This window comes from Streptomyces sp. TLI_185 (assembly GCF_003814765.1).
Lineage (GTDB): Bacteria > Actinomycetota > Actinomycetes > Streptomycetales > Streptomycetaceae > Streptomyces.
On record NZ_RKRB01000001.1, the window covers coordinates 1,479,504 to 1,499,636 of the forward strand.

20 protein-coding genes and 1 pseudogene are annotated in these 20,133 nt (G+C 71.2%); 11 read left to right on the plus strand and 10 right to left on the minus strand.

The features are described from left to right. Positions 1-105: 105 nt before the first annotated feature. Together EDD92_RS06640 and EDD92_RS06645 are read right to left on the minus strand one after the other, a co-directional pair. Positions 106-1,701 (minus strand): peptide-N4-asparagine amidase, encoded by a 1,596-nt coding sequence (locus EDD92_RS06640; protein ID WP_260326374.1) that lies wholly within the window; start codon positions 1,699-1,701, stop codon positions 106-108. 231 nt (positions 1,702-1,932) lie between these two features. Continuing rightward, a complete protein-coding gene (locus tag EDD92_RS06645; RefSeq protein WP_123963442.1) occupies positions 1,933-2,670 on the minus strand; it encodes a L,D-transpeptidase family protein in 738 nt (245 codons plus the stop codon). A gap of 135 nt (positions 2,671-2,805) precedes the next feature. Between EDD92_RS06645 and EDD92_RS06650 the strand changes: the two genes are divergently transcribed. Continuing rightward, a complete protein-coding gene (locus EDD92_RS06650; RefSeq protein ID WP_123963443.1) occupies positions 2,806-4,611 on the plus strand; it encodes an ABC transporter ATP-binding protein in 1,806 nt (601 codons plus the stop codon). Next, complete coding sequence (locus EDD92_RS06655) at positions 4,608-6,389, plus strand: ABC transporter ATP-binding protein (protein WP_123963444.1); 1,782 nt, start codon at positions 4,608-4,610, stop codon at positions 6,387-6,389. The genes EDD92_RS06650 and EDD92_RS06655 overlap by 4 nt, the downstream gene beginning before the upstream one ends. A gap of 202 nt (positions 6,390-6,591) precedes the next feature. Here EDD92_RS06655 and EDD92_RS50950 read toward each other — a convergent pair whose 3' ends face one another. Then, on the minus strand, positions 6,592-6,768 hold the full coding sequence (locus EDD92_RS50950) for a hypothetical protein (protein WP_260327398.1): 177 nt from the start codon (positions 6,766-6,768) through the stop codon (positions 6,592-6,594). On the opposite strand from EDD92_RS50950, the pseudogene EDD92_RS52085 reads away from it, so the two are divergent. From EDD92_RS52085 to EDD92_RS06680, 6 genes and pseudogenes are all read left to right on the plus strand, one after another. Continuing rightward, positions 6,760-6,852: pseudogene (locus EDD92_RS52085) on the plus strand (sigma factor); the annotation flags it as partial. The gene EDD92_RS50950 and the pseudogene EDD92_RS52085 overlap by 9 nt on opposite strands. Positions 6,853-6,907: 55 nt before the next feature. After that, the gene (locus EDD92_RS52090; protein WP_311736758.1) at positions 6,908-7,231 is read left to right on the plus strand and encodes a sigma factor-like helix-turn-helix DNA-binding protein; all 324 of its coding nucleotides are present in this window, start codon (positions 6,908-6,910) and stop codon (positions 7,229-7,231) included. After that, a complete protein-coding gene (locus EDD92_RS06665) occupies positions 7,218-7,817 on the plus strand; it encodes a hypothetical protein (RefSeq protein ID WP_123963445.1) in 600 nt (199 codons plus the stop codon). The genes EDD92_RS52090 and EDD92_RS06665 overlap by 14 nt, the downstream gene beginning before the upstream one ends. A 289-nt stretch (positions 7,818-8,106) precedes the next feature. After that, entirely contained in the window at positions 8,107-8,577 is a 471-nt protein-coding gene (locus tag EDD92_RS06670; protein ID WP_123963446.1) for a DUF5709 domain-containing protein, read from the plus strand. A 29-nt stretch (positions 8,578-8,606) separates the two neighbouring features. Then, complete coding sequence (locus EDD92_RS06675) at positions 8,607-8,861, plus strand: type B 50S ribosomal protein L31 (protein WP_123963447.1); 255 nt, start codon at positions 8,607-8,609, stop codon at positions 8,859-8,861. Positions 8,862-8,958: 97 nt separating this feature from the next. Then, on the plus strand, positions 8,959-9,438 hold the full coding sequence (locus EDD92_RS06680) for a carboxymuconolactone decarboxylase family protein (RefSeq protein WP_123963448.1): 480 nt from the start codon (positions 8,959-8,961) through the stop codon (positions 9,436-9,438). A gap of 62 nt (positions 9,439-9,500) precedes the next feature. Here the strand turns inward: EDD92_RS06680 and EDD92_RS06685 are convergent, their stop codons facing one another. Next, positions 9,501-10,295, minus strand: a complete 795-nt coding sequence (locus EDD92_RS06685) for a metal-dependent hydrolase (RefSeq protein ID WP_123963449.1) — start codon at positions 10,293-10,295, stop codon at positions 9,501-9,503. A gap of 145 nt (positions 10,296-10,440) precedes the next feature. Here EDD92_RS06685 and EDD92_RS06690 point away from each other — a divergent pair, with 145 nt between their 5' ends. Beyond that, positions 10,441-12,954 (plus strand): DEAD/DEAH box helicase, encoded by a 2,514-nt coding sequence (locus EDD92_RS06690; RefSeq protein WP_123963450.1) that lies wholly within the window; start codon positions 10,441-10,443, stop codon positions 12,952-12,954. Between the two features lie 31 nt (positions 12,955-12,985). Beyond that, complete coding sequence (locus EDD92_RS06695; RefSeq protein WP_123963451.1) at positions 12,986-13,852, plus strand: acyl-CoA thioesterase II; 867 nt, start codon at positions 12,986-12,988, stop codon at positions 13,850-13,852. A gap of 1 nt (position 13,853) precedes the next feature. Here the strand turns inward: EDD92_RS06695 and EDD92_RS06700 are convergent, their stop codons facing one another. Then, entirely contained in the window at positions 13,854-14,975 is a 1,122-nt protein-coding gene (locus EDD92_RS06700) for a DUF6397 family protein (protein ID WP_123963452.1), read from the minus strand. Positions 14,976-15,101: 126 nt separating this feature from the next. After that, a complete protein-coding gene (locus EDD92_RS06705) occupies positions 15,102-15,515 on the minus strand; it encodes a roadblock/LC7 domain-containing protein (RefSeq protein ID WP_030931522.1) in 414 nt (137 codons plus the stop codon). A 93-nt stretch (positions 15,516-15,608) separates the two neighbouring features. Between EDD92_RS06705 and EDD92_RS06710 the strand changes: the two genes are divergently transcribed. Then, positions 15,609-16,037: a PPOX class F420-dependent oxidoreductase gene (locus EDD92_RS06710; RefSeq protein ID WP_123963453.1), complete on the plus strand. Its 429-nt coding sequence runs from the start codon at positions 15,609-15,611 to the stop codon at positions 16,035-16,037. Between the two features lie 25 nt (positions 16,038-16,062). Here the strand turns inward: EDD92_RS06710 and EDD92_RS06715 are convergent, their stop codons facing one another. The 4 genes from EDD92_RS06715 to EDD92_RS06730 all read right to left on the minus strand — a co-directional run bounded on the left by EDD92_RS06715 (position 16,063) and on the right by EDD92_RS06730 (position 20,124). Beyond that, the gene (locus EDD92_RS06715) at positions 16,063-16,668 is read right to left on the minus strand and encodes an ATP/GTP-binding protein (protein ID WP_030931526.1); all 606 of its coding nucleotides are present in this window, start codon (positions 16,666-16,668) and stop codon (positions 16,063-16,065) included. Positions 16,669-16,731: 63 nt separating this feature from the next. Beyond that, the gene (locus tag EDD92_RS06720; protein ID WP_123963454.1) at positions 16,732-17,145 is read right to left on the minus strand and encodes a DUF742 domain-containing protein; all 414 of its coding nucleotides are present in this window, start codon (positions 17,143-17,145) and stop codon (positions 16,732-16,734) included. 22 nt (positions 17,146-17,167) lie between these two features. After that, positions 17,168-17,605 (minus strand): roadblock/LC7 domain-containing protein, encoded by a 438-nt coding sequence (locus EDD92_RS06725; RefSeq protein WP_123963455.1) that lies wholly within the window; start codon positions 17,603-17,605, stop codon positions 17,168-17,170. Further along, positions 17,602-20,124 carry a nitrate- and nitrite sensing domain-containing protein gene (locus EDD92_RS06730; RefSeq protein ID WP_123963456.1) on the minus strand — a complete coding sequence of 841 codons (2,523 nt, stop codon included), beginning with the start codon at positions 20,122-20,124 and terminating at the stop codon, positions 17,602-17,604. Before EDD92_RS06730 ends, EDD92_RS06725 begins: the two co-directional genes overlap by 4 nt. Positions 20,125-20,133 lie beyond the last annotated feature (9 nt).

Below are 20,133 nucleotides of genomic sequence, written 5' to 3' on the forward strand. Positions count from 1 at the left end.
GGTTTCCGTGACGATCACTTTCGCGCTCCGGGTGATCCCTCCCGCAACCTCTGTGTTGCGGACATGTAAATCACGCCCCGTGTGACGCATCACACACAACTGGCCTCAGCAGCCGTCCCGATCCCCCGAGAGCACGCCCTGAACGGTCGTCAGGGAGTGGTCGTAGCAGCCCGCCGAGCCGTACAGCCGGTAGCGCTCGCTCGTCGTGCCGACCGCATGCCGCTGGTCGCGCGGGACGCCCGTCGTGTACGTGGCGTCGCCGGTGACCGTGTCGTCCAGCCGCGACCAGCCCGTGCGCCGGCCACCGCGCGTCTCGACGACGGCGGCACGGTCGCCGAGCGTCAGCACGGTGCGCAGCCGGGCGTCGTCACCGATCGTGGTCGAGCCGTTCATCGTGTACGTGCGGTGGGTGAGCGTCGTGCGGGCCGGTCCCCGCCCGTCGACGGTGACCGACTCGTCGTCGGTCCATGTGGCGTCGAGCCCGTCCACGTTCTCGCCGTCGGTCCACCGGTGGGTGGAGGTGTTGGCGAGCGTACGGCCGACCGTGGTGGTCACCCGCCCGTGCGAGGTGTCGACGTATCCGGAGACGGTCAGCCGGTGACCGGCCTCGGTGTCCACCCGCTCCGGTGAACCGGCCGTATACGTCGAGGAGTTCGCGAGGTCGCCCGCCCGGTCCACGGTGAGCTTCCCGGGCACGTGCGCCCGCCCGGCGTCCTGCCACACCAGCACATCGACCGGTGCGCTCCAGCCGCTCTGCCCCTCGGGCACACCCACGACCGAGACGTCGACCTTGTGCGGGCGACCGTCGTTGAGCAGCCCCGCGAAGGGTGTCAGGTCGTATTCGATCGGCTTGACGTCGAAGGCGCGCGGTGCCGGAACGACGTACCAGAGGAACGGATTGGACCAGCCGCCGGTCCACACGTGCGGGAACGGCGCGGCGATTCCGGCCAGTTGGCCGTCGACCTTGATCTGCACCTCGCGGTACGGTCCGCCGTCGGCCTGGCAGGAGTACGGCGCCTTGTCGGGCACCGCCAGATACCAGAACTCCTCGCAGCCGCCGCCCGATCCGGTGGCGTACACCTCGGCGAGGATGCGTTCGCTGTTGCGCGGGGCGGTGAGGGTGTTGCCGTCGCCGAGGGTGAGGACTTTGTCCGCGGGCGCTGCGGCCGGCTTGCCCGGGTAGAAGGTCAGCGTGACCTTGACGTCGAGCACGCCGGTGTAGGTGTCGTCGACGACGTTCCCGATGAGCATCTCGACGTCCTGGCCGCTGCGGAAGGTGTCGCTGTAGCGGGTGACGTCCTTCTCGACGGACCACGCGATGCCGTCGGGCGAGGGCTCGGGGGTGGAGGTGCGGAGGATCTCGACTCCGCCGACGTGCAGATAGCCGAGCCGGTCGAACTGCCGCCCCTTGACCTTGCCGTCGAGGCGCAGCACCACCTTGCTCCAGCGGTCGCCGCAGCCCTCGGGGGGTGTGTACGTTCCCCTGTAGGGGGTGAAGTCCTTGAACTGCGCCTCGGCGAGCGTGACTTGGCAGGACTTGCCGATCGGTCTGTCGACATGCGGAGCCGCCGTCACCGGGTCGTGCCAGTCGGTGCCGAACTCGGCGGGCACATCGGCGGCCCGAGCCGGCCCCGCCCCGAGGAGGGTGCTCGCCAGGAGGGCCGCTCCGGCGAGCATGGACATGACGATCCGTCTCTTCATGGCCGATGTTCTACGGGGGGTTGGCACCTCGTGGCAATGAGGCCTCCGTCAGAAGTACGCAGCGCTCCGCGGGCTGTGCCGCCATTGGCCGTCGGTCGTCTGCCGGTCCGTCGTGGCTTGTCGCGCCCACGCGGCGGTAGCCGCATGTTCGACGCAGCCCCGTTTCCCTTCAGGGCGCTCCCCGAGCCCCTTTGGGCGCGGCCGAACCGCAGGGGAATTTGCCCGATCTACTCAGACCCCCAGGTCCCCCCTGTCCCCCATCACCACCACGGGATGCCGGTCCGGGTCGAGTGTGCGCAGCAGGTACTCCATCGCCGCCTTGGACAGGCTGACGCAGGCCGACGTACCGCTGCCGTGGTCCATGTGCAGCCAGATGCTGCCGCCCTTCGCGTCACCCTCGGGGCGGGTCGGGTCGTTGGGCGCGGTGCCCTTGACGCGGTTGTAGTCGATGGCGATGACGTAGTCGAAGTCGTGCCAGTGCGATGCGGCCCACCGGCGCGGGGCCGCGAAGGACGCGTCGCGCGTGTACGGGAGCCGCGCGCCGGGGTCGGGCAGGACGCCGCCCGCGTCGGTGAGGGTGAACACGCCGACGGGGCTGCGCCGGTCGCCCTCGTGATGGTCGGTCGTCCAGCCCTGCTTGCCGTTGTGCGCCGGCCAGCTGCGGGTCCGCTCCCAGCTCGAGCCGTGCTTCGTGTACAGCACGACCGTGGAGTCCGCAGAGTCTCTGCCCGCGCCGTAGACCGTCACGACCTGACGCGAGTTCGCGGGAATCCGCTGTCGCAGGCGGTCGCCGATGCCGGGGACACGGGTGCCCTCGGCGGTACGCGCGCGCGTGGCGACCGTATTGCCGGCGGCTCCTGCCTCTGCGGTGCTGTTGCCCTGAACTCCACCGCACGCGGTCAAGGCCGTCAGAAGGGTTCCCAGGGCCGCCGCCGCGGCCGCCGCACGCGGTGCACCGATCTTTCGCATCGCGCCATTCTGTACGGCTCCACGGAAAACCGTTTGCTTCCGACCACGCTGCGACGCGAACCTGTCACGGTTTGCTGCCGCCGTTCGCGGCTCCCCCCACACCCCCTGACACGAGCCACTGGGACGTCAGTCGTCATGCAGATTCAAGACCTTCCGTATCCCGACCCGGGCGTGCCGGACGCACGCTCCGGTCCCCGATTCCTGTGGTGGCTGGGCCGTAACCAACTGGGCGGTCAGTTCAAGTCGCTGGCCTGGGGCCTGCTGCACTTCGCGTCGGTCTCGGCGCTGCCCTTCTGCGTCGGCACGGCCATCCAGGCCGTCGTCGACCGCTCGGGTACCCGACTGGCCCTCGCGGGCGCCCTGTTGGCGCTGGCCGGCTTCGGCACCGCACTCGGTGACACGTTCCTGCACCGTGCCGCGGTCACCAACTGGATCACGGCCGCCGCCCGCGTCCAGCAGCTGCTCGCGCGCAAGGCCTCGGTGCTGGGTTCGGCGCTGACGCGGCGCGTCGCGGCCGGCGAGGTCGTGGCCGTCTCCACCGGTGACGTCGAGAAGATCGGCTGGTTCGTGGAGGCCGTCTCCCGGTTCACCGCGGCGGCCCTCACCGTCGTGCTGGTCTGCGTCGCCCTGCTCGTCTACCAGCCGGCACTCGGCGTGGTCGTCGCCGCGGGCCTGCCCCTGCTGGCGATCGCGGTGCTGCCGCTCCTGCCCCGGGCGACCCGACGGGCCGACGTCCAGCGCGAGAAGGCGGGCCGGGCCACCGAACTGGCCTCGGACACCGTCGCCGGACTGCGTGTGCTGCGCGGCATCGGCGGCGAGGAGCTGTTCCTCGACCGCTACCGCCGTGCCTCCCAGGAGGTCCGCCACGCGGCCGTACGCAGCGCCCGCATGTGGGCCCTGATCTCCGCGATCCAGGTGCTCCTGCCGGGCCTGCTGATGGTCGCGGTCGTCTGGTACGGCGTCCACCTGGCCCGCCAGGGCCGCATCACCGTCGGCGAACTGGTCACCGTCTACAGCTCGGTGATGGTCCTGACGTATCCCTTGCGGCACTTCGAGGAGATCGCCATGGCGTATTCCTTCTCGCGGCCCTCCGCCAAGCGGGCGGCGCGGGTGCTGTCGCTGGAACGGGCCACGGACACCGAGGGCTCACGCACCGCCGACGTCCCCTCCGGGGACCTGTACGACCCGGCGACCGGTCTGCTCGCCCCCGCGGGCCGGCTGACCGCGGTGGTGTGCGGCGACCCGGACGCGGCGGGCCTGCTCGCCGAACGGCTGGGCGGACACCCCGCCGAGCAGGGCACCTCCGTCCTGCTGGGCGGCGTACCCCTCGACGAGCTGCCGCTGGACACGGCCCGCGAGGCGGTGCTCGTCCAGGACAAGGACCCGGTGCTGCTGTCCGGTTCGCTGCGCGAGCTGCTCGACGTGCCCGCTTCGGGCCACGTCGCCGCCGCCGACGCGCTGGCGGCCGCGCAGTGCGAGGACGTCCTGGAGGCGCTCGCCCAGGGGTCGCTGGACGCCACGGACCCGATGGACACGCGGATCACCGAACGCGGACGCTCGCTGTCCGGCGGGCAGCGACAGCGGCTCGCGCTGGCCCGGTCCCTGATCACCGACCCGGAGGTGCTCGTCCTGGACGAGCCGACCTCGGCCGTCGACTCGCACACCGAGGCGCGGATCGCGGAGGGGGTGCACGCGCTTCGGGAGGGGCGCACGACGGTGGTGTTCACCTCCTCTCCGCTGCTCCTGGACCACGCGGACCGGGTCGTCCTGGTCCACGAGGGCGAGGTCGCCGCGGTAGGCGTGCACCGCGAACTGGCGCACACCGAGCCCCGCTACCGGGCCGTGGTGACCCGGGAGACCGAGGAAGAGGCCGCCCGGAGCGACGTACTCGAAGACGACGACGTTCTCAGAGAACTGGAAGAGATCGAGGAGACAGCATGATCGGCGTGGCGCCACCGGCGTACGATCCGGCGGCCCCGACGACAGCGCACACCCTGCCCGTCGGCGCCCCCGCGACCGTACGCGCCTATGTGGCCGAGCTGTTCCGCCGGCACCGCCGTGCCTTCCTGGCCCTGATCGCCGTCAACACGGCAGCCGTGCTCGCCTCGATGGCGGGCCCATGGCTGCTGGGCGACCTGGTCGAGCGGGTGTCGGACAACGCACGGGAGCTTCATCTGCCGCTCACCGTCTCGCTGTTCGTCCTCGCGCTGCTCGTCCAGGCCGCCTTCGTGCGACAGGTGCGGCTGCGGGGGGCGATGCTCGGCGAGCGGATGCTGGCCGATCTGCGCGAGGACTTCCTCGTACGGTCGGTCGGACTCCCCCCGGGCGTCCTGGAGCGGGCCGGCACGGGCGACCTGCTGTCCCGGATCACGACGGACATCGACCGGCTCGCCAACGCCATGCGCGAGGCGGTGCCGCAGCTGGCGATCGGCGTGGTGTGGGCGGTGCTGCTGCTCGGCGGTCTCGTCGTGACGGTGCCACCGCTGGCACCCGCCGTGCTGGTCGCCGTGCCGCTGCTGGTGGCCGGCTGCCGCTGGTACTTCAAGCGGGCACCGTCCGGCTACCGCTCGGAGGCCGCCGGGTACGCGGCCGTGGCCGCCGCTCTCGCCGAGACGGTCGACGCCGGGCGCACCGTGGAGGCCCACCGCCTCGGCGAGCGCCGCATCGAACTGTCCGAGCGCCGAGTGAAGGAATGGACCGCCTGGGAGAACTACACGCTCTGGCTGCGATCCGTGCTCTTCCCCGTCATCAACCTCACCCATGTGACCGTGCTCGCCTCGGTGTTGATGATCGGCGGCGTGTTCGTCCTGCAGGGCTGGATCGGGGTGGGCCAGCTGACGACGGGCGCGCTGATCGCGCAGATGCTCGTCGACCCGGTGAACCTGATCCTGCGCTGGTACGACGAGCTGCAGGTGGCTCAGGTGTCGCTGGCCCGGCTGGTCGGCGTGCGGGACATCGAGCCGGACGCCGGCGAGGAGTCGCTGGCTCCGGACGGGCGCGACGTGCACGCCGACCAGGTGCACTTCGGCTACCGCGAGGGCGTGGACGTGCTCCGGAAGGTGTCTCTGCAGGTCGCCCCCGGCACCCGGCTGGCGCTGGTCGGCCCCTCGGGAGCGGGCAAGTCCACGCTGGGCAGGCTGCTCGCCGGGATCTACGCACCGCGACAGGGCCGCATCACCCTCGGCGGCGCCGAGCTGTCCCGGATGCCCGCCGAGCGCGTCCGCTCCCATGTGGCCCTCGTCAACCAGGAGCACCACGTCTTCGTGGGGTCCCTGCGCGACAATCTCCTGCTGGCCCGGACGAGTGCCGGGGATGCCGAGCTGTGGGCGGCGCTGGGCGCGGTCGACGCCGACGGGTGGGCACGTGCCCTGGACGACGGTCTGGACACGGAGGTCGGCTCGGGCGGGCTGGCGCTCACCCCGGCCCAGGCCCAGCAGATCGCGCTGGCCCGCCTGGTGCTGGCGGACCCGCACACGCTGGTCCTGGACGAGGCGACCTCGCTGCTTGACCCGCGCGCGGCACGCCACCTGGAGCGCTCCCTGGCCCGCGTCCTCGACGGCCGCACGGTGGTCGCCATCGCCCACCGGCTGCACACCGCCCATGACGCCGATGTGATCGCCGTCGTCGAGAACGGCCGTATCAGCGAGCTCGGCAGCCACGACGAGCTGGTCGCGGCGCAGGGCGCGTATGCGGCGCTGTGGCGGTCGTGGCACGGGTGAGCGTTCCCGGCCCGGTCGGAGGCTGCCGCCCAGCGGCCTGCGACCGGGTCAGTACCCGTAACCACCGCCGCCGCAGCCGGCGAGCGCCAGACCTGCAAGTGCAATCCCCGCCACGGTGATCCTGCTTCGCCTCATGGTCTCTCCGTCCCTTCTGACGGAGGTTGTACGGGCGAGTGATGTGGACGGATGGGGTGGATTGCGGTCAATCCTTTCGGTGCTCCCGTGCGTACATATGAACGTGGAGCTGTTCCCGCGTGCCGACCGGGTCGACGACGCCGCGCTCGTCGCCGGATTCGCGCTGGGCGACGAGCAGGCTGCGGTCGCCTTCGTGTGCCGCTTCCAGGACGCGGTCTTCGGGCTGGCGCTGTCGGTGACCCATGATCCGGTCCTCGCCGAGGACGTGAGCCAGGAGGTGTTCGTACGGGCCTGGCGGGCCGCGGGGAACTACGACCCCCGGCGGGGCTCGGCGCTCACCTGGCTGCTGACCATCACCCTCCCCCGCTGCCGCGATCGACGCCGTGCGGGCGCGGCGCTCCACTCCCGTCCTGGCCGAGACCATGGAGCGACTCCTGGATGTGACCCTGCGGGCCGAGAACGACTCCGCCGGCACGGAGCGGCTGGCCCTGATCACCCTGGAGAGCGAGCGGGCCCTCGACCGGCTGCGGGCCCTGCCGGTCGAGCAGGCCCGGGCGGTGGCGTTCGCCGTGCTCGGCGGCTGCACCGCCGCCGAGGTGGCCCGGCACGAGCACATCCCCCTGGGCACCGCCAAGACCCGCATCCGCACCGGCCTGCGCAGGCTGCGCGACGCACTGAAGGAGGGAAGCCGCGATGGAACACCCTGACGAGGACGAACTGACCGCCCTGGCCCTCGGCACCCTCCCCGGCGTACCGGCGGAGCTGCTGCGCCACCTCACGGTCTGCGCCACCTGCCGCACGGCCTACGACGACCTGTCGGCGGCCGTCGACGCGGTGCTGCCCGCGGCTCCTGCGGTCGCGGCCCCGCCCGGCTTCGACGCCCGGGTCCTCGACCACCTGGAACTGCGCCGCCCCTCCCCCGCCCGCCTCCGCCGCCGGACCCCGCTGGTGGTCGCCGCTGCCGCCGCGGCCGGGCTGTGCCTGGGCACGGCCGGCACCGCACTCCTGCACCACGAGTCGGCCCCGGTCCAGGTGACCGCGAGCGACCACGGAGGTCTGCTGCTCACCGGCTCGGGGCGCGGGTGGGCACCGTCGAACCGAGCCGGGCCGGGCACGAGCACGTCTTGGTCATGCAGATCACGGCCGGCCGGCCCGGCACCCACTACACCTGCCGGCTCCTCCTCAAGGACGGCTCCTCCCGTACCGCCGGCCAGTGGTGGATGCCGGCGTCCGGCCGGGCCACCTGGATCGCGTACGGGTCGTCCGGCGCGATCGACCGCGTCGATCTGGTGAGGGACGGCGGCCACGTCTGGGCATCGGCCGTGCTGCGCAGCTGACGTCGGCCGCGCCCCGCGACTCTCGGGCATGCCCCACGGAGCCGCTTCCGCCTGCGCTGCGTACCTCCCTGGTGCCGTGCCGTTGCGCAGTCCCGAAAAGGGGTGGAAGGCTGGATATCGGCACCGGCTCGGGGAGCGCCCTGGGACCGACGGTTCCCCCCGGGCGCAGCCTGTGCTCCGCGTCACGGCGCACCGAAGCCCCGCGCGGTGAGAAACGGGCCCGTCCCCACCACCTGGAGGTACCCGTGAACAGCGCCGACGGATGGGGAGACGACGTCTACCAGCCCGACGGATCAGAGATCCAGGAGGACTCCGGGCTGCTCGACGTGGAGGACACTCTGGTCAACGACGGTGTCGACGACCCCCTCGACCGGGGCTGGTCCCCTCCGGACCGACCATGGGCGGTGGAGCGCGCCGATGTGACGGCGGCGGAGCGGCAGCACGGGGAGACCCTCGACCAGCGGCTCGCCGAGGAACTGCCGGACGTCGTGATGCCCGACACCGACGGCATCGGCGACTGCGAGGGCACCGACGGCGAACTCCTGGACAACGAGGTCGGCGCCGCCCGCTCCGGCCGTCTGGTGGCACCGGACGAGGGCGCGCACGAGGACGAGGAGAGCGCCCTGGTCGCCCGGGATGTCGGCATCGACGGCGCTGCGGCCTCCGCCGAGGAGGCGGCCATGCACATCGTCGACGAGGACGCCCTGTCCGGCTGACCAGCCGCCGACCAGCCAAGGAGCACCGTATGCAGCAGCACAAGCACCCCGACTACCACCAGGTCGTCTTCCGCGACCGCGCCGCAGGCTACGCCTTCCTGACCCGGTCCACCGCGACCAGCGACCAGACCATCGAGTGGGACGACGGCGAGACATATCCGGTGGTGGACGTGGAGATCTCGTCCGAGAGCCACCCGTTCTACACCGGCAAGGCACGGACCGTGGACACGGAGGGGCGTATCGCCCAGTTCGAGCGGCGCTACGGGGGCGGGAAGGACGCCTGAGGTCCGCGCGGACATCCATGACGCCGGGCGGTCACATCCGCCCTCCGGGATCCGTCAGTGCGACGGAAGCATCCCGAAGATTCCGGAAGGAAACGTCATGACCACGCAGCCGCGCCTGTCCAACCCCGTCAAGCTCGTCCCCGAGTTCGGTCCGGTCACCGGAGCGCTGTTCAAGGCCACCGGCAACGGCTCCGTTCCGCAGGGCACCATCAGCCTGGTGCAGCTGCGGGCCGGCCAGCTGGTCGGCAACACCTATCTGACCGTGATGCACAGCGGCAACCTGCGCAAGGCCGGTGAGTCCGAGGAGCGGATCACGGGGGTGGCGACCTGGCAGGACGCCCCCTATTTCACCGACGCCGAGCGGGTTGCGCTGGCGCTGGTGGAGGCCGTGCTCACCCCGAATCCGCACGGTGAGCGCGTCTCGGACGACCTGTATGCCGAGGCGGCCAAGCACTATGACGAGACGGCGCTCACCACATTGACGATCGCCATCGGCCAGGTCTGCTTCTTCATCCCGCTCGCCGTGATCGGCAGGCCGCTGCCGGGTGTCTCCCCCGCGCAGCAGTGGAGGAACTGACTCCAAGCGCTTCGAGGAGTGGGGCGACGGCAGGCGCGCCCCACTCCTGCGGGCCGGTTGCCTCAGATGAAGTTCAGCGCGGCCGCGCAGCCCACCCCGCCCAGCAGCATGAACACCGGCATCAGCACCTTGAGCTCGACCCAGCTGCCGGCCCGGAACCGCATGACCTTCGGCGGGCCGATCGGGTACCAGCGCTTGCGGCCCACCGGTATCGGCCACAGGATCGGGCAGCCGGAGACCGTCAGCGCGTCCCCGATGTCGTGGACTATCGCACCCAGCACGATCGGCAGCCCCAGCCACAGGTACTGCTGGCCGGGCTGGGTGAACAGCCAGTCCGAGCCGTTGCCCGGCTTGTCCAGGATGCCGGCGAGGATCCAGGCGCTGGTCGCGGCCAGCAGCCACACCAGCACGTCGCTGCTGGAGCCGCGGGCCGCCCGCCACAACAGGCCCTCGATGGCCAGCACCATGTGGACGAAGAGGATGGCCAGCACCGCCCAGCGGCCACCGGTGATGGCCGCGACCGACGTACCCGCACCGATCAGGACCGCCCAAAGCCAGGTGTGGGTGAGCGTGCGGTGGCCGCCGGAGCGGCGCGGGTCGCCCTGCTTCCTCGTCGCCTTGTAGACGGCGTAGGAGAGCTTGTCGACGATCTCGCACAGCCCGCGCGAAAGGGGGCCGAAGGCCCTGGAGATGGTGGCCGCCTTGTGGTCCAGGTCCGGGGCGAGAGCGGCTCCGGCGCAGATCAGAGCGCCGACCAGGATGACCGGCCAGGGCATCGGGTGCCCGGCCGCCGCGGCCGCCGCACCGACGCCGAGCCAGGCGGCAGCGCCCGACAGTGAGTGTGCTGGTCCCATCATGGCCGTTCCCCGCCCCATTCCTCTTGTGCCGCTGTCCAGTTGACCGGGTGCGCTGACGCTCCGTCGGCGTCACAGCGTACTGGTCGTGATCTTCCTGCCGACAACCGATTCCCCTATGGGGGAGGACGCCAGGCAAGATGGGTGCGTGACCCTCATCGATCAGCTGCCGCCGACCGCCGACCCCGACGCCCTCTACGAAGCCTTCGAGTCGTGGGCCCAGGAGCGAGGTCTCACCCTCTATCCCCATCAGGAGGAGGCGCTGATCGAGGTGGTCTCCGGTGCGAACGTGATCGTGTCGACGCCCACCGGCTCCGGCAAGAGCATGATCGCTGCCGGTGCGCACTTCGCCGCCCTGGCCCGGGACGAGGTCACCTTCTACACCGCTCCGATCAAGGCGCTCGTCTCGGAGAAGTTCTTCGAACTGTGCAAGATCTTCGGAACCGAGAACGTCGGCATGCTCACCGGCGACGCATCCGTCAACTCGGACGCGCCCGTCATCTGCTGCACCGCCGAGGTCCTCGCCTCGATCGCGCTGCGCGACGGCAAGGACGCGGACGTCGGCCAGGTCGTCATGGACGAGTTCCACTTCTACGCGGAGGGGGACCGCGGCTGGGCCTGGCAGATCCCCATCCTGGAGCTGCCCCAGGCGCAGTTCGTCCTGATGTCGGCCACGCTCGGCGACGTCGCGATGTTCGAGAAGGACCTCACCCGGCGCACCGGCCGCCCCACGTCGGTGGTCCGCTCGGCGACCCGCCCGGTCCCGCTCTCCTACGAATACCGGCTCACCCCGCTCACGGAGACGCTGACCGAGCTGCTGGAGACCCGGCAGGCTCCGGTCTACATCGTGCACTTCACGCAGGCGCAGGCCGTGGAGCGGGCGCAGGCCCTGATGAGCATCAACATGTGCACGCGCGAGGAGAAGGACCAGATCGCCGAGCTGATCGGCAACTTCCGCTTCACCACCAAGTTCGGCCGCAACCTCTCCCGCTACGTGCGGCACGGCATCGGCGTCCACCACGCCGGGATGCTGCCCAAGTACCGGCGCCTGGTGGAGAAGCTGGCGCAGGCCGGTCTGCTGAAGGTGATCTGCGGAACGGACACGCTCGGTGTGGGCGTCAACGTGCCCATCCGCACGGTGCTGTTCACGGCGCTGACCAAGTACGACGGCAGCCGTGTGCGCACGCTGCGCGCCCGTGAGTTCCACCAGATCGCCGGCCGTGCCGGGCGGGCCGGTTTCGACACGGCCGGCTTTGTCGTCGCCCAGGCCCCCGAGCATGTCGTGGAGAACGAGAAGGCGCTCGCCAAGGCGGGCGACGACCCGAAGAAGCGCCGCAAGGTCGTCCGCAAGAAGGCTCCGGAGGGCTTCGTCGGGTGGACGGAGAACACCTTCGAGAAGCTCATCGCCTCCGATCCGGAGCCGCTGACCTCCCGCTTCCGGGTGACGCACACGATGCTGCTGTCGGTGATCGCCCGCCCGGGCAACGCCTTCGAGGCGATGCGCCATCTGCTGGAGGACAACCACGAGCCGCGCAAGCAGCAACTGCGGCACATCCGGCGGGCGATCGCCATCTACCGCTCGCTGCTGGACGGCGGCATCGTCGAGAAGCTCGACGAGCCGGACGCCACCGGCCGCATCGTCCGCCTCACTGTTGATCTGCAGCAGGACTTCGCGCTCAACCAGCCGCTGTCCACGTTCGCGCTCGCCGCGTTCGAACTCCTCGAACCCGAATCGCCGTCCTACGCCCTGGACATGGTGTCCGTCGTCGAGTCGACACTGGACGATCCGCGGCAGATCCTCGTCGCCCAGCAGAACAAGGCCAAGGGCGAGGCCGTGGCCGCGATGAAGGCGGACGGCGTCGAGTACGAGGAGCGCATGGAGCGCCTCCAGGACATCAGCTACCCCAAGCCCCTGGAGGAGCTGCTCTTCCACGCCTACAACACGTACCGCAAGAGCCACCCGTGGGTGGGCGACCATCCGCTGTCGCCGAAGTCCGTCATCCGGGACATGTACGAACGGGCCATGTCCTTCACGGAGTTGGTGTCCTTCTACGAGCTGGCCCGCACCGAGGGCATCGTCCTGCGCTACCTCGCCAGCGCCTACAAGACCCTCGACCACAACATCCCCGACGACCTCAAGTCCGAAGATCTGCAGGACCTCATCGAGTGGCTCGGTGAGATGGTCCGCCAGGTCGACTCCAGCCTGCTGGACGAGTGGGAGCAGCTCGCCAACCCGGAGGAGATGACCGCCGAGGAGGCCCAGGAGAAGGCCGACGAGGTCAAGCCGGTCACCTCCAACGCCCGCGCCTTCCGGGTCCTGGTCCGCAACGCCATGTTCCGCCGCGTGGAGCTCGCCGCCCTCGACCAGGTCGAGGAACTGGGCGAGTTGGATGCCGACTCGGGCTGGGACGCCGACGCATGGGGCGAGGCGATGGACAAGTACTGGGACGAGTACGAGGACCTGGGCACCGGCCCGGATGCCCGCGGCCCCAAGCTGCTGCTCATCGAGGAGGAGCCGGAGCACGGCCTGTGGCGCGTTCGCCAGATCTTCGCCGACCCGAACGGCGATCATGACTGGGGCATCAGCGCGGAGGTCGACCTCGCGGCCTCCGACACCGAGGGCCGTGCGGTCGTCCGCGTCACCGACGTCGGCCAGCTGTGAGCCGAGTCGCGAGTCAAGGAGAATCCCCCGCATGACGAACCCGGCCGAGAGACTGGTCGACCTGCTCGACCTGGAGCAGATCGAGGTCAACATCTTCCGCGGCCTGAGCCCGCAGGAGTCCCTGCAGCGGGTCTTCGGCGGCCAGGTCGCGGGCCAGGCACTGGTGGCCGCCGCCCGCACCACGGACGGCGAGCGTCCGGTGCACTCGCTGCACGCGTACTTCCTGCGCCCGGGCCGCCCGGGTGTGCCGATCGTGTACCAGGTCGAACGGGTGCGGGACGGCAGGTCGTTCACCACCCGCCGGGTCACCGCCGTGCAGCAGGGCCGCACGATCTTCAATCTCACCGCCTCCTTTCACAAGCCTGAGGAAGGTTCCTTCGAGCACCAGCTCCCGCCGGCCCGTAAGGTCCCGGCCCCGGAGTCCCTGCCGACGGTCACCGAGGAGATCCGGGAGCATCTGGGTGCACTGCCCGAGCAGTACGAGCGGATGGCGCGCCGTCAGCCCTTCGACATCCGCTACGTGGACCGGCTGCGCTGGACCGTGGAGGAGGCCAAGGACGCCGAGCCGCGCAGCGCCGTCTGGATGCGCGCGGTCGGGCCGCTGGGCGACGACCCGGTCGTGCACACCTGCGCGCTGACCTACGCCAGCGACATGACCCTCCTGGACGCCGTCCGCATCCCGGTCGAACCCCTGTGGGGCCCACGGAGCTTCGACATCGCCTCGCTGGACCACGCCATGTGGTTCCACCGCCCGTTTCGCGCGGACGAGTGGTTCCTCTACGACCAGGAGTCGCCTGTCGCAACGGGCGGCCGGGGCCTGGCCCGCGGGCGGATCTACGACGTCGAGGGCCGGCTGCTGGTGTCGGTGGTCCAGGAAGGTCTGTTCCGGGCGCTGTAGCTCACGGAGTTCTGCGGCGTAGCCAGCCCAGCAGGCCGTGTGAGCGTCCCGGTTCCTCGGGGACGGGCGGGGCTTTTTCCACGGCCGTGAAAGGCATGGGCGGGGCCTGCGCCGCGGCCGTCGAGGGCACGGGTGGGTCCTGTGCCGCGGCCATGGAGGGCATGGGCGCGTTGTGTGCCGCACCCGCCGACGGTGCGGGTGAGGGCTGTGCCACCGCCGTGCACGGCACGGGCGAGTCGTTTGCCACAGCCGTCGACGGCACAGGCGGGTTGTGTGCCGCAGCCGTCGGCGGTGCGGGGCGTTCCTGATCCCGTGCTTCCGCCGGCCTGGGCCTGGCGGTCGGGCGGGGCGCGGGCTGGAGTGCGCGCGCATGGCTGACTGCCTGTGCGAGATCGGCTCGCAGCCAGTCGATCTCGTCCGGGTCCTCCGCCATGGTGAGACTCTCGGCCAGGTGCGCGGCGGGCGAACCCGGTGCGCCGTGGCCCTGCGGCCTGGGACGGAACCGGTTCAAGTGGACCCTCTCGTAGGGGTCCTGGACGATTTCCGCGACCTGGACGGCGTCGAGGAGGGAGGCCACGGCCGCGGCGCACGCCCACGGATGGTTGTCGGCCCGCCGCAGCAGGAATCCGAGGTGCCGCGAGCGCCAGTTACGGGGCCGCAGGTCGAGCCCCGCCACGAGCTGCTCCCGCGCACCGGAGGGCGTTCGGCCCATCAGCAGCGGGGCGTTGTTCTCGTCGGCTGCGAACTGCCTTAGCTCTTCTGCCAGATAGAGCCAGACCACGGCCCGGTACCGGTTGAGATAGAACTTGACGGGCCTGACCACGCCGAGCCGGGCCAGCCGAGTGAACTTGCCGGGCGTCACCTGCAGAAGGGCCGCTGCCTCCTTCGTGCCCACGGTTTCGACCCGTCGTTTCAGCGCCTCGGGGAAGCCGTCCTCGGCGTGCAGCCGGTCGATCTCCGTGCGGGTGACCCGCCGGCCCCCGCCCCCTTCGTCGGGCAGGGTGCGGATGCATCCGAGGTCCACGGCGAGGTCGAACTCGCCTCGCCTGAGCCCCAGTTCGCGTGCCGCGCGGCTCGGCGTGCAGGAGGTGCTGTGCGGTTGTGTGACAGTGTTGCCTGACATGGCCGGTCTCCCCCGTGGAGTCTGTGGCTCGCGCCGTTCGCGCGGCCTCGGGAAAAACCGTAGCCGCTGCGGCGGATCTCGTGGCGAGCCTGTGGATAACTCCACGGGAGACGGCAAACCTGCAGGTCAGATCTCTGTGGTCGGTGTTCGCTCGGGCTGCCTGGCCTCCACGCCGAGGTGTTCGCCGACTCGGTTGACGAGCAGGGTCATCTCGTAGGCGATCTGGCCGATGTCGGCCTCGGCACCGCTGAGCACGCACAGACAGCTGCTGTTGCCGGCGGCGGTCACGAACAGCACCGCGTCGTCGAACTCGACCATCGTCTGGCGCACTCTGCCCGCGCCGAAGTGGCGTCCCGAGCCCTTGGCCAGGCTGTGCAGTCCGGACGAGACGGCGGCAAGATGTTCGGCGTCCTCGCGCCGCAGTCCCGTACTCGCTCCCGTCACAAGGCCGTCGTTGGACAGGACCAGTGCGTGCCGCACATGTTCGACGCGCTCGGTCAGGTCGTCCAACAGCCAGCCAAGTCCCTGGTTCTGCACCATGATCCGGTCTCCCCGCGTGATGACTCCCCCTGGCCGGAGGATCTCCACGCCAGCCTTCACCACGACCGCGGCCCGGGCAAGGAGGATAGGGGCATGGCGCAGAAGATGACCGACAAGGAATGGCGGGACTTCGTCTCGCACGGCACCCGCACCGGAAAGCTGGCGACCGTCCGGGCCGACGGCAGTCCGCACGTGACCCCGATCTGGTTCGTGCTCGACGGAGACGACGTGGTGTTCAACACCGCGAGCACGAGCGTGAAGGGGCGCAATGTCGTGCGTGACGGCCGGGTCGCGCTGTGCGTGGACGACGACCGGCCGCCCTTCGACTTCGTCGTCCTGCAGGGCCGTGCCCGGATTTCGGAGGATCTCGACGAGCTCAGGCAGTGGGCCGCCCGCATCGGGGCGCGCTACATGGGCGAGGAGCGTGCCGAGGAGTTCGGGGCCCGCAACGGCGTGCCGGGGGAACTCCTCGTCCGGGTCACGATCGACAAGGTGCTGGCGGAGAAGGCCGTCGCGAGCTGAGCAGGGCCCCCACCGGGAGTGCCCGTCAGCCGACCGAGTCGAGCAGCCGGGCGGTGTGCATCCGCCCGGCGTACTCGACGAGCCGGATCAGCACTTCCTTCCCCGAGTCGCGGTCACGGGCGTCGCACAGCACCACCGGTGTTCCCCGGTCGAGGTCGAGGGCGCGGGAGACGTCCTGGGCGCCGTAGGTGCGGGCGCCCGTGAAGCAGTTGACGGCGACCACGAACGGGATGTGCCGGTGCTCGAAGTAGTCCACCGCCGGGAAGCAGTCCTCCAGGCGCCGGGTGTCGGCGAGGACCACGGCACCCAGGGCTCCTTGCGACAGTTCGTCCCACAGGAACCAGAAGCGGTCCTGGCCCGGTGTGCCGAAGAGGTACAGGGAGAGGCCGGACCTGATGGTGATGCGTCCGAAGTCCATGGCGACGGTCGTGGTGACCTTCTGGTCCACGCCGTCGGTATCGTCCACCAACTGGCCTGCCTCGCTGAGTAGTTCCTCGGTGCGCAGCGGCCTGATCTCGCTGACCGCGCCCACCAGGGTAGTCTTGCCCACGCCGAATCCGCCGGCGACCAGGATCTTCAACGCCAGTGCGGCCGTCTCGCCGCCCTGCTCGTCGGAGTGCTCGGAGACCATCGATCACTTCTCTCGGGAGTGCCGGGTTGCCCCGTACGGGACCGGGTGGTGGTGAACTGTCATCTACAACGCCCGTAGCCCTTCGATCACCTCACGCAGAATCCGTTCGTCAGGAAGCTGTGCGGGCGGTACGGGACGGCTGACGGTGACGCAGCCGAGTTCCAGCAGGTCGCCCAGGAGCACCCGGACCACGCCTACGGGCAGGTCGGCGCCCGCGGCGAGTTCGGCGACCGACTGCGTCTCGGTGCGGCACAGGTCGATCAGGGCCCGGTGTTCCGGCCCGAGCCCGGTGTCGTCGTCGACGCCGGGCGCGCCCGTGTCCAGGGTGACCAGGGCGATCAGGTCGAAGCGAACCCCGGTGGGGCCGGGCCTGGTGCGTCCGCCCGTCATGGCGTACGGGCGGACGAGGGGGCCGGCCTCGCCGTCGTACCACTGGCTGCCCGGCTCGAGCGGGGTGCCGGTGCTGTCGGCGTTCATGTGCGCGCGCCACCCTTGTGTCTCATCGGGCGGCCGGCGGCCGCGCTGTGACACGGGTCGGCGTGTACAGGTGCTCGCCGACGCGTTTGACCAGTCGTGCCATCTCGTAGGCCACCAGGCCGATGTCGGCGGTGACGGCGGTGAGTACGGCGAGGCAGGAGCCGTCGCCCGCGGCGGCCACGAACAGGAAGCCGTCGTCCATCTCCACCATGGTCTGGCGGACCCCGCCGGCGCCGAAGTGCCGTCCCGCGCCCTTGGCCAGGCTGTGGAAGCCGGAGGCCACGGCGGCGAGGTGTTCGGCGTCCTCGCGACGCAGGTCGCTCGAGGCGCCCACCGCGAGCCCGTCGTTGGACAACACCACGGCGTGCCGAACCTCGCTCACGCGCAGCACCAAGTCGTCCAGCAGCCAATCGAGTTCGCCGGAACGCCGGTCGGTCCTCGTGCTCGGGTCCTGGATCATGCGCGGTCTCCTTCGCTGCTGTCGCTGCGCGGTGTGGGATCCGGTCCCACGCCGCGGCCGGGTTGCCTGCCGCCGCCGCGCGTCCAGCCGTCGCGGTAGGCAGCCATGCGGTCCCGCACGACCTCGGGGGTGCGCCGGTCGTCGCGGGCGGAGGCCGGCGGTTGGGCGGGCTCCTCGGAGCGCTGTTCGCGCAGTTGGGGGGCGAGACTTGCCTGGCGTACGCGGCGGGGCAGGTCGTCGGACTCTTCGGTGTCCTCCGGGGGACGGTGCAGGCGCAAGGTGGTGACTCCGGGGGGTGGGGTGTCGGACGTCGTGTCCACCGCGGCCGGTGCGTGGGCCACCAGGGCGGGCCGCTCGGTCGTCGCCGGGACGGAGTCCTGGTGGGGGACGGCGCCGGGCACGCGCGCGTACTCGCGTTCCGCCGGCCGTTGCTGGTCCGCGGCCTTGCCGGGGGAACGTTCCGCCGCGCCGCCGTGCAGCAGGGCGGTGGGCAGCAGGACGACCGCGGTGGTGCCGCCGTAGGGGGAGGTGCGCAGGTGCACCTTGATGCCGTGGCGGGCCGCGAGCCTGCTGACCACGAAGAGGCCGAGCCGGTCGCTGTCGAAGAGGTCGAGGGCCTCGGACTGTTCGATGCGGCGGTTGGCCTCGGTGAGGGTCTCCGTGCCCATGCCCAGGCCGCGGTCCTCGACCTCGATCACATAGCCGTTGCCGACGGGTTCGCCGGTGATGCGCACGCGCGTGTGAGGCGGCGAGAACTGGGCCGCGTTCTCGACGACCTCGGCCAGGAGGTGGGTGAGGTCGGCGACGGCCGAGCCGACGACGGCTGCCTCGGGGAGCTGTCGCACCTCCACGCGCGCGTAGTCCTCGACTTCGGACACGGCCGCGCGCACCACGTTGGTCAGCGAGACCGGCATGCGCCAGGCCCGGCCGGGTGCCGCTCCGGAGAGGATGATCAGGCTCTCGGCGTGGCGTCGCATGCGGGTGGTGAGGTGGTCGAGCCGGAAGAGGTCGCTGAGCTCGTTCGGGTCGTCGGAGCGGCGTTCCATGCTGTCGAGGAGGCTCAGTTGGCGGTGGACGAGAACCTGGCTGCGGCGGGCGAGGTTGACGAACACCCCGGAAATGCCGCTGGCGAGTTCGGCGCGTTCGACGGCGGCGCGCAGGGCGGCGCGGTGGACCGTGCTGAGGGCCTCGGCGACCTGTCCGGTCTCGTCCTCGGCGGGTGGTCCCGGCGGGGCCTCGGCCTGGATGTCGATCTCCTCGCCGGCGCGCAGCTTCCGCATGGCCTCGGGGAGGTTGCGGCGGGCGATCTCCAGGGCGCTGTTGCGCAGGCTGACCAGTTCGACGACGAGGCCGCGTCCGATGCGGACCGAGATGACGAGCGAGGCGGCCACCGCGGCAAGGCCGAGGAGCACCGCGGCGCCGGCCGGGGTGAGCAGTCCGCGGGTGAACGGGTCGGCGCGGTGTGCGACGCCGCGCCCGGCGTCCTGCTCGATCGTCCGCATCCCGTCCTGCACGCGCGCGTGCGCCGGGTTCCAGGTGGCTTCGGGTGCCGCGGCGATCGCGCGCCCGCCCGGGGCGGCGGCGAGGATCCGGTCCTCCGTACGGCCCAGGGTGGCGTAGGCGTTGCCGTCGGCGAGGGTGCGCCAGGCGGTGCCCTCGGGGCCGCTCAGGTCGGCGACGGCGGCCTCGGTGAGCGTGCGGCGAGTGTCGACGGCTCCGGTGAACAACCGCAGCCGCTCACCGCTGAGCCCACGGGTCAGGCGGGCACCCGAGAGCACCGAGTCCTCCTGGGCCAACGCCTCGCCCGCACGGGAGAATTCGAGCAGCACGCGCGCGTCGGAGCCCAGATCGGCGTCCTGGATGCCGGTGAGCGCGCCGCCCACCGCGAAGGCGCTGTTGATGGTCCTGGTGTACTGCCCGTACGTCGTGTCCCAGTTCGCGCGGCGGTCGAGCACCGCGGCGCGCAGGGAACGCAGTTGTTCGGCCCCGGCGACGAAGGCCTTGAGCCGCTGGGCCACTCCGGAGGGCAGTTCCTCACTGTCGGCGACGGTGTGGTCGCCCCCGAGCCGCAGCCCTGCCACGGCCTGGTCGGTGCGGTCCGCGAGTTTCCTGTAGTCGTCGCTACGATCGGCCGAGGGTGCGGTCGCAGAGCGCACCGCGGCCGAGCGCTCGGCCTGCAGTGCGGCGACGGCCGTGGCCACCGGGGTGCGGATCTGGGAGTCGACGCGCTGCAACTGCCGTAGCCGGGCCACGTCCTGGGCGGTGCTGACGGTGGCGTACGCCCACAGGGCCAGCAGCGAGACCACCGGAACCATCAGCAGGCACACGATCTTGGCGCGGACGGTACGCGGTCGTATCCGCCAGCGGCCCCCGGGCGCGGGTGCGTCAGCCGACGCCGCGCCCGCGGTCTCGTCCGGGACCTCGTCGGCGGGCGGGCCGGCGTGGGCGCGACGGCCGCGCACGGGAGGCGAAGGCGGCGCCTCGGCGCCGGGGCTGGGGGTCCTACGGGGTGTACGCATGGCCTCCTC

What these genes read in the sequence shown, in the direction of transcription:
- EDD92_RS06640 (WP_260326374.1), bottom strand. Translation starts at nt 1,701, where the DNA reads ATGAAGAGACGGATCGTCATGTCCATGCTCGCCGGAGCGGCCCTCCTG.
- EDD92_RS06645 (WP_123963442.1), bottom strand. Translation starts at nt 2,670, where the DNA reads ATGCGAAAGATCGGTGCACCGCGTGCGGCGGCCGCGGCGGCGGCCCTG.
- EDD92_RS06650 (WP_123963443.1), top strand. Translation starts at nt 2,806, where the DNA reads ATGCAGATTCAAGACCTTCCGTATCCCGACCCGGGCGTGCCGGACGCA.
- EDD92_RS06655 (WP_123963444.1), top strand. Translation starts at nt 4,608, where the DNA reads ATGATCGGCGTGGCGCCACCGGCGTACGATCCGGCGGCCCCGACGACA.
- EDD92_RS50950 (WP_260327398.1), bottom strand. Translation starts at nt 6,768, where the DNA reads ATGGGTCACCGACAGCGCCAGCCCGAAGACCGCGTCCTGGAAGCGGCA.
- EDD92_RS06665 (WP_123963445.1), top strand. Translation starts at nt 7,218, where the DNA reads ATGGAACACCCTGACGAGGACGAACTGACCGCCCTGGCCCTCGGCACC.
- EDD92_RS06675 (WP_123963447.1), top strand. Translation starts at nt 8,607, where the DNA reads ATGCAGCAGCACAAGCACCCCGACTACCACCAGGTCGTCTTCCGCGAC.
- EDD92_RS06680 (WP_123963448.1), top strand. Translation starts at nt 8,959, where the DNA reads ATGACCACGCAGCCGCGCCTGTCCAACCCCGTCAAGCTCGTCCCCGAG.
- EDD92_RS06685 (WP_123963449.1), bottom strand. Translation starts at nt 10,295, where the DNA reads ATGATGGGACCAGCACACTCACTGTCGGGCGCTGCCGCCTGGCTCGGC.
- EDD92_RS06695 (WP_123963451.1), top strand. Translation starts at nt 12,986, where the DNA reads ATGACGAACCCGGCCGAGAGACTGGTCGACCTGCTCGACCTGGAGCAG.
- EDD92_RS06700 (WP_123963452.1), bottom strand. Translation starts at nt 14,975, where the DNA reads ATGTCAGGCAACACTGTCACACAACCGCACAGCACCTCCTGCACGCCG.
- EDD92_RS06705 (WP_030931522.1), bottom strand. Translation starts at nt 15,515, where the DNA reads ATGGTGCAGAACCAGGGACTTGGCTGGCTGTTGGACGACCTGACCGAG.
- EDD92_RS06710 (WP_123963453.1), top strand. Translation starts at nt 15,609, where the DNA reads ATGGCGCAGAAGATGACCGACAAGGAATGGCGGGACTTCGTCTCGCAC.
- EDD92_RS06715 (WP_030931526.1), bottom strand. Translation starts at nt 16,668, where the DNA reads ATGGTCTCCGAGCACTCCGACGAGCAGGGCGGCGAGACGGCCGCACTG.
- EDD92_RS06720 (WP_123963454.1), bottom strand. Translation starts at nt 17,145, where the DNA reads ATGAACGCCGACAGCACCGGCACCCCGCTCGAGCCGGGCAGCCAGTGG.
- EDD92_RS06725 (WP_123963455.1), bottom strand. Translation starts at nt 17,605, where the DNA reads ATGATCCAGGACCCGAGCACGAGGACCGACCGGCGTTCCGGCGAACTC.
- EDD92_RS06730 (WP_123963456.1), bottom strand. Translation starts at nt 20,124, where the DNA reads ATGCGTACACCCCGTAGGACCCCCAGCCCCGGCGCCGAGGCGCCGCCT.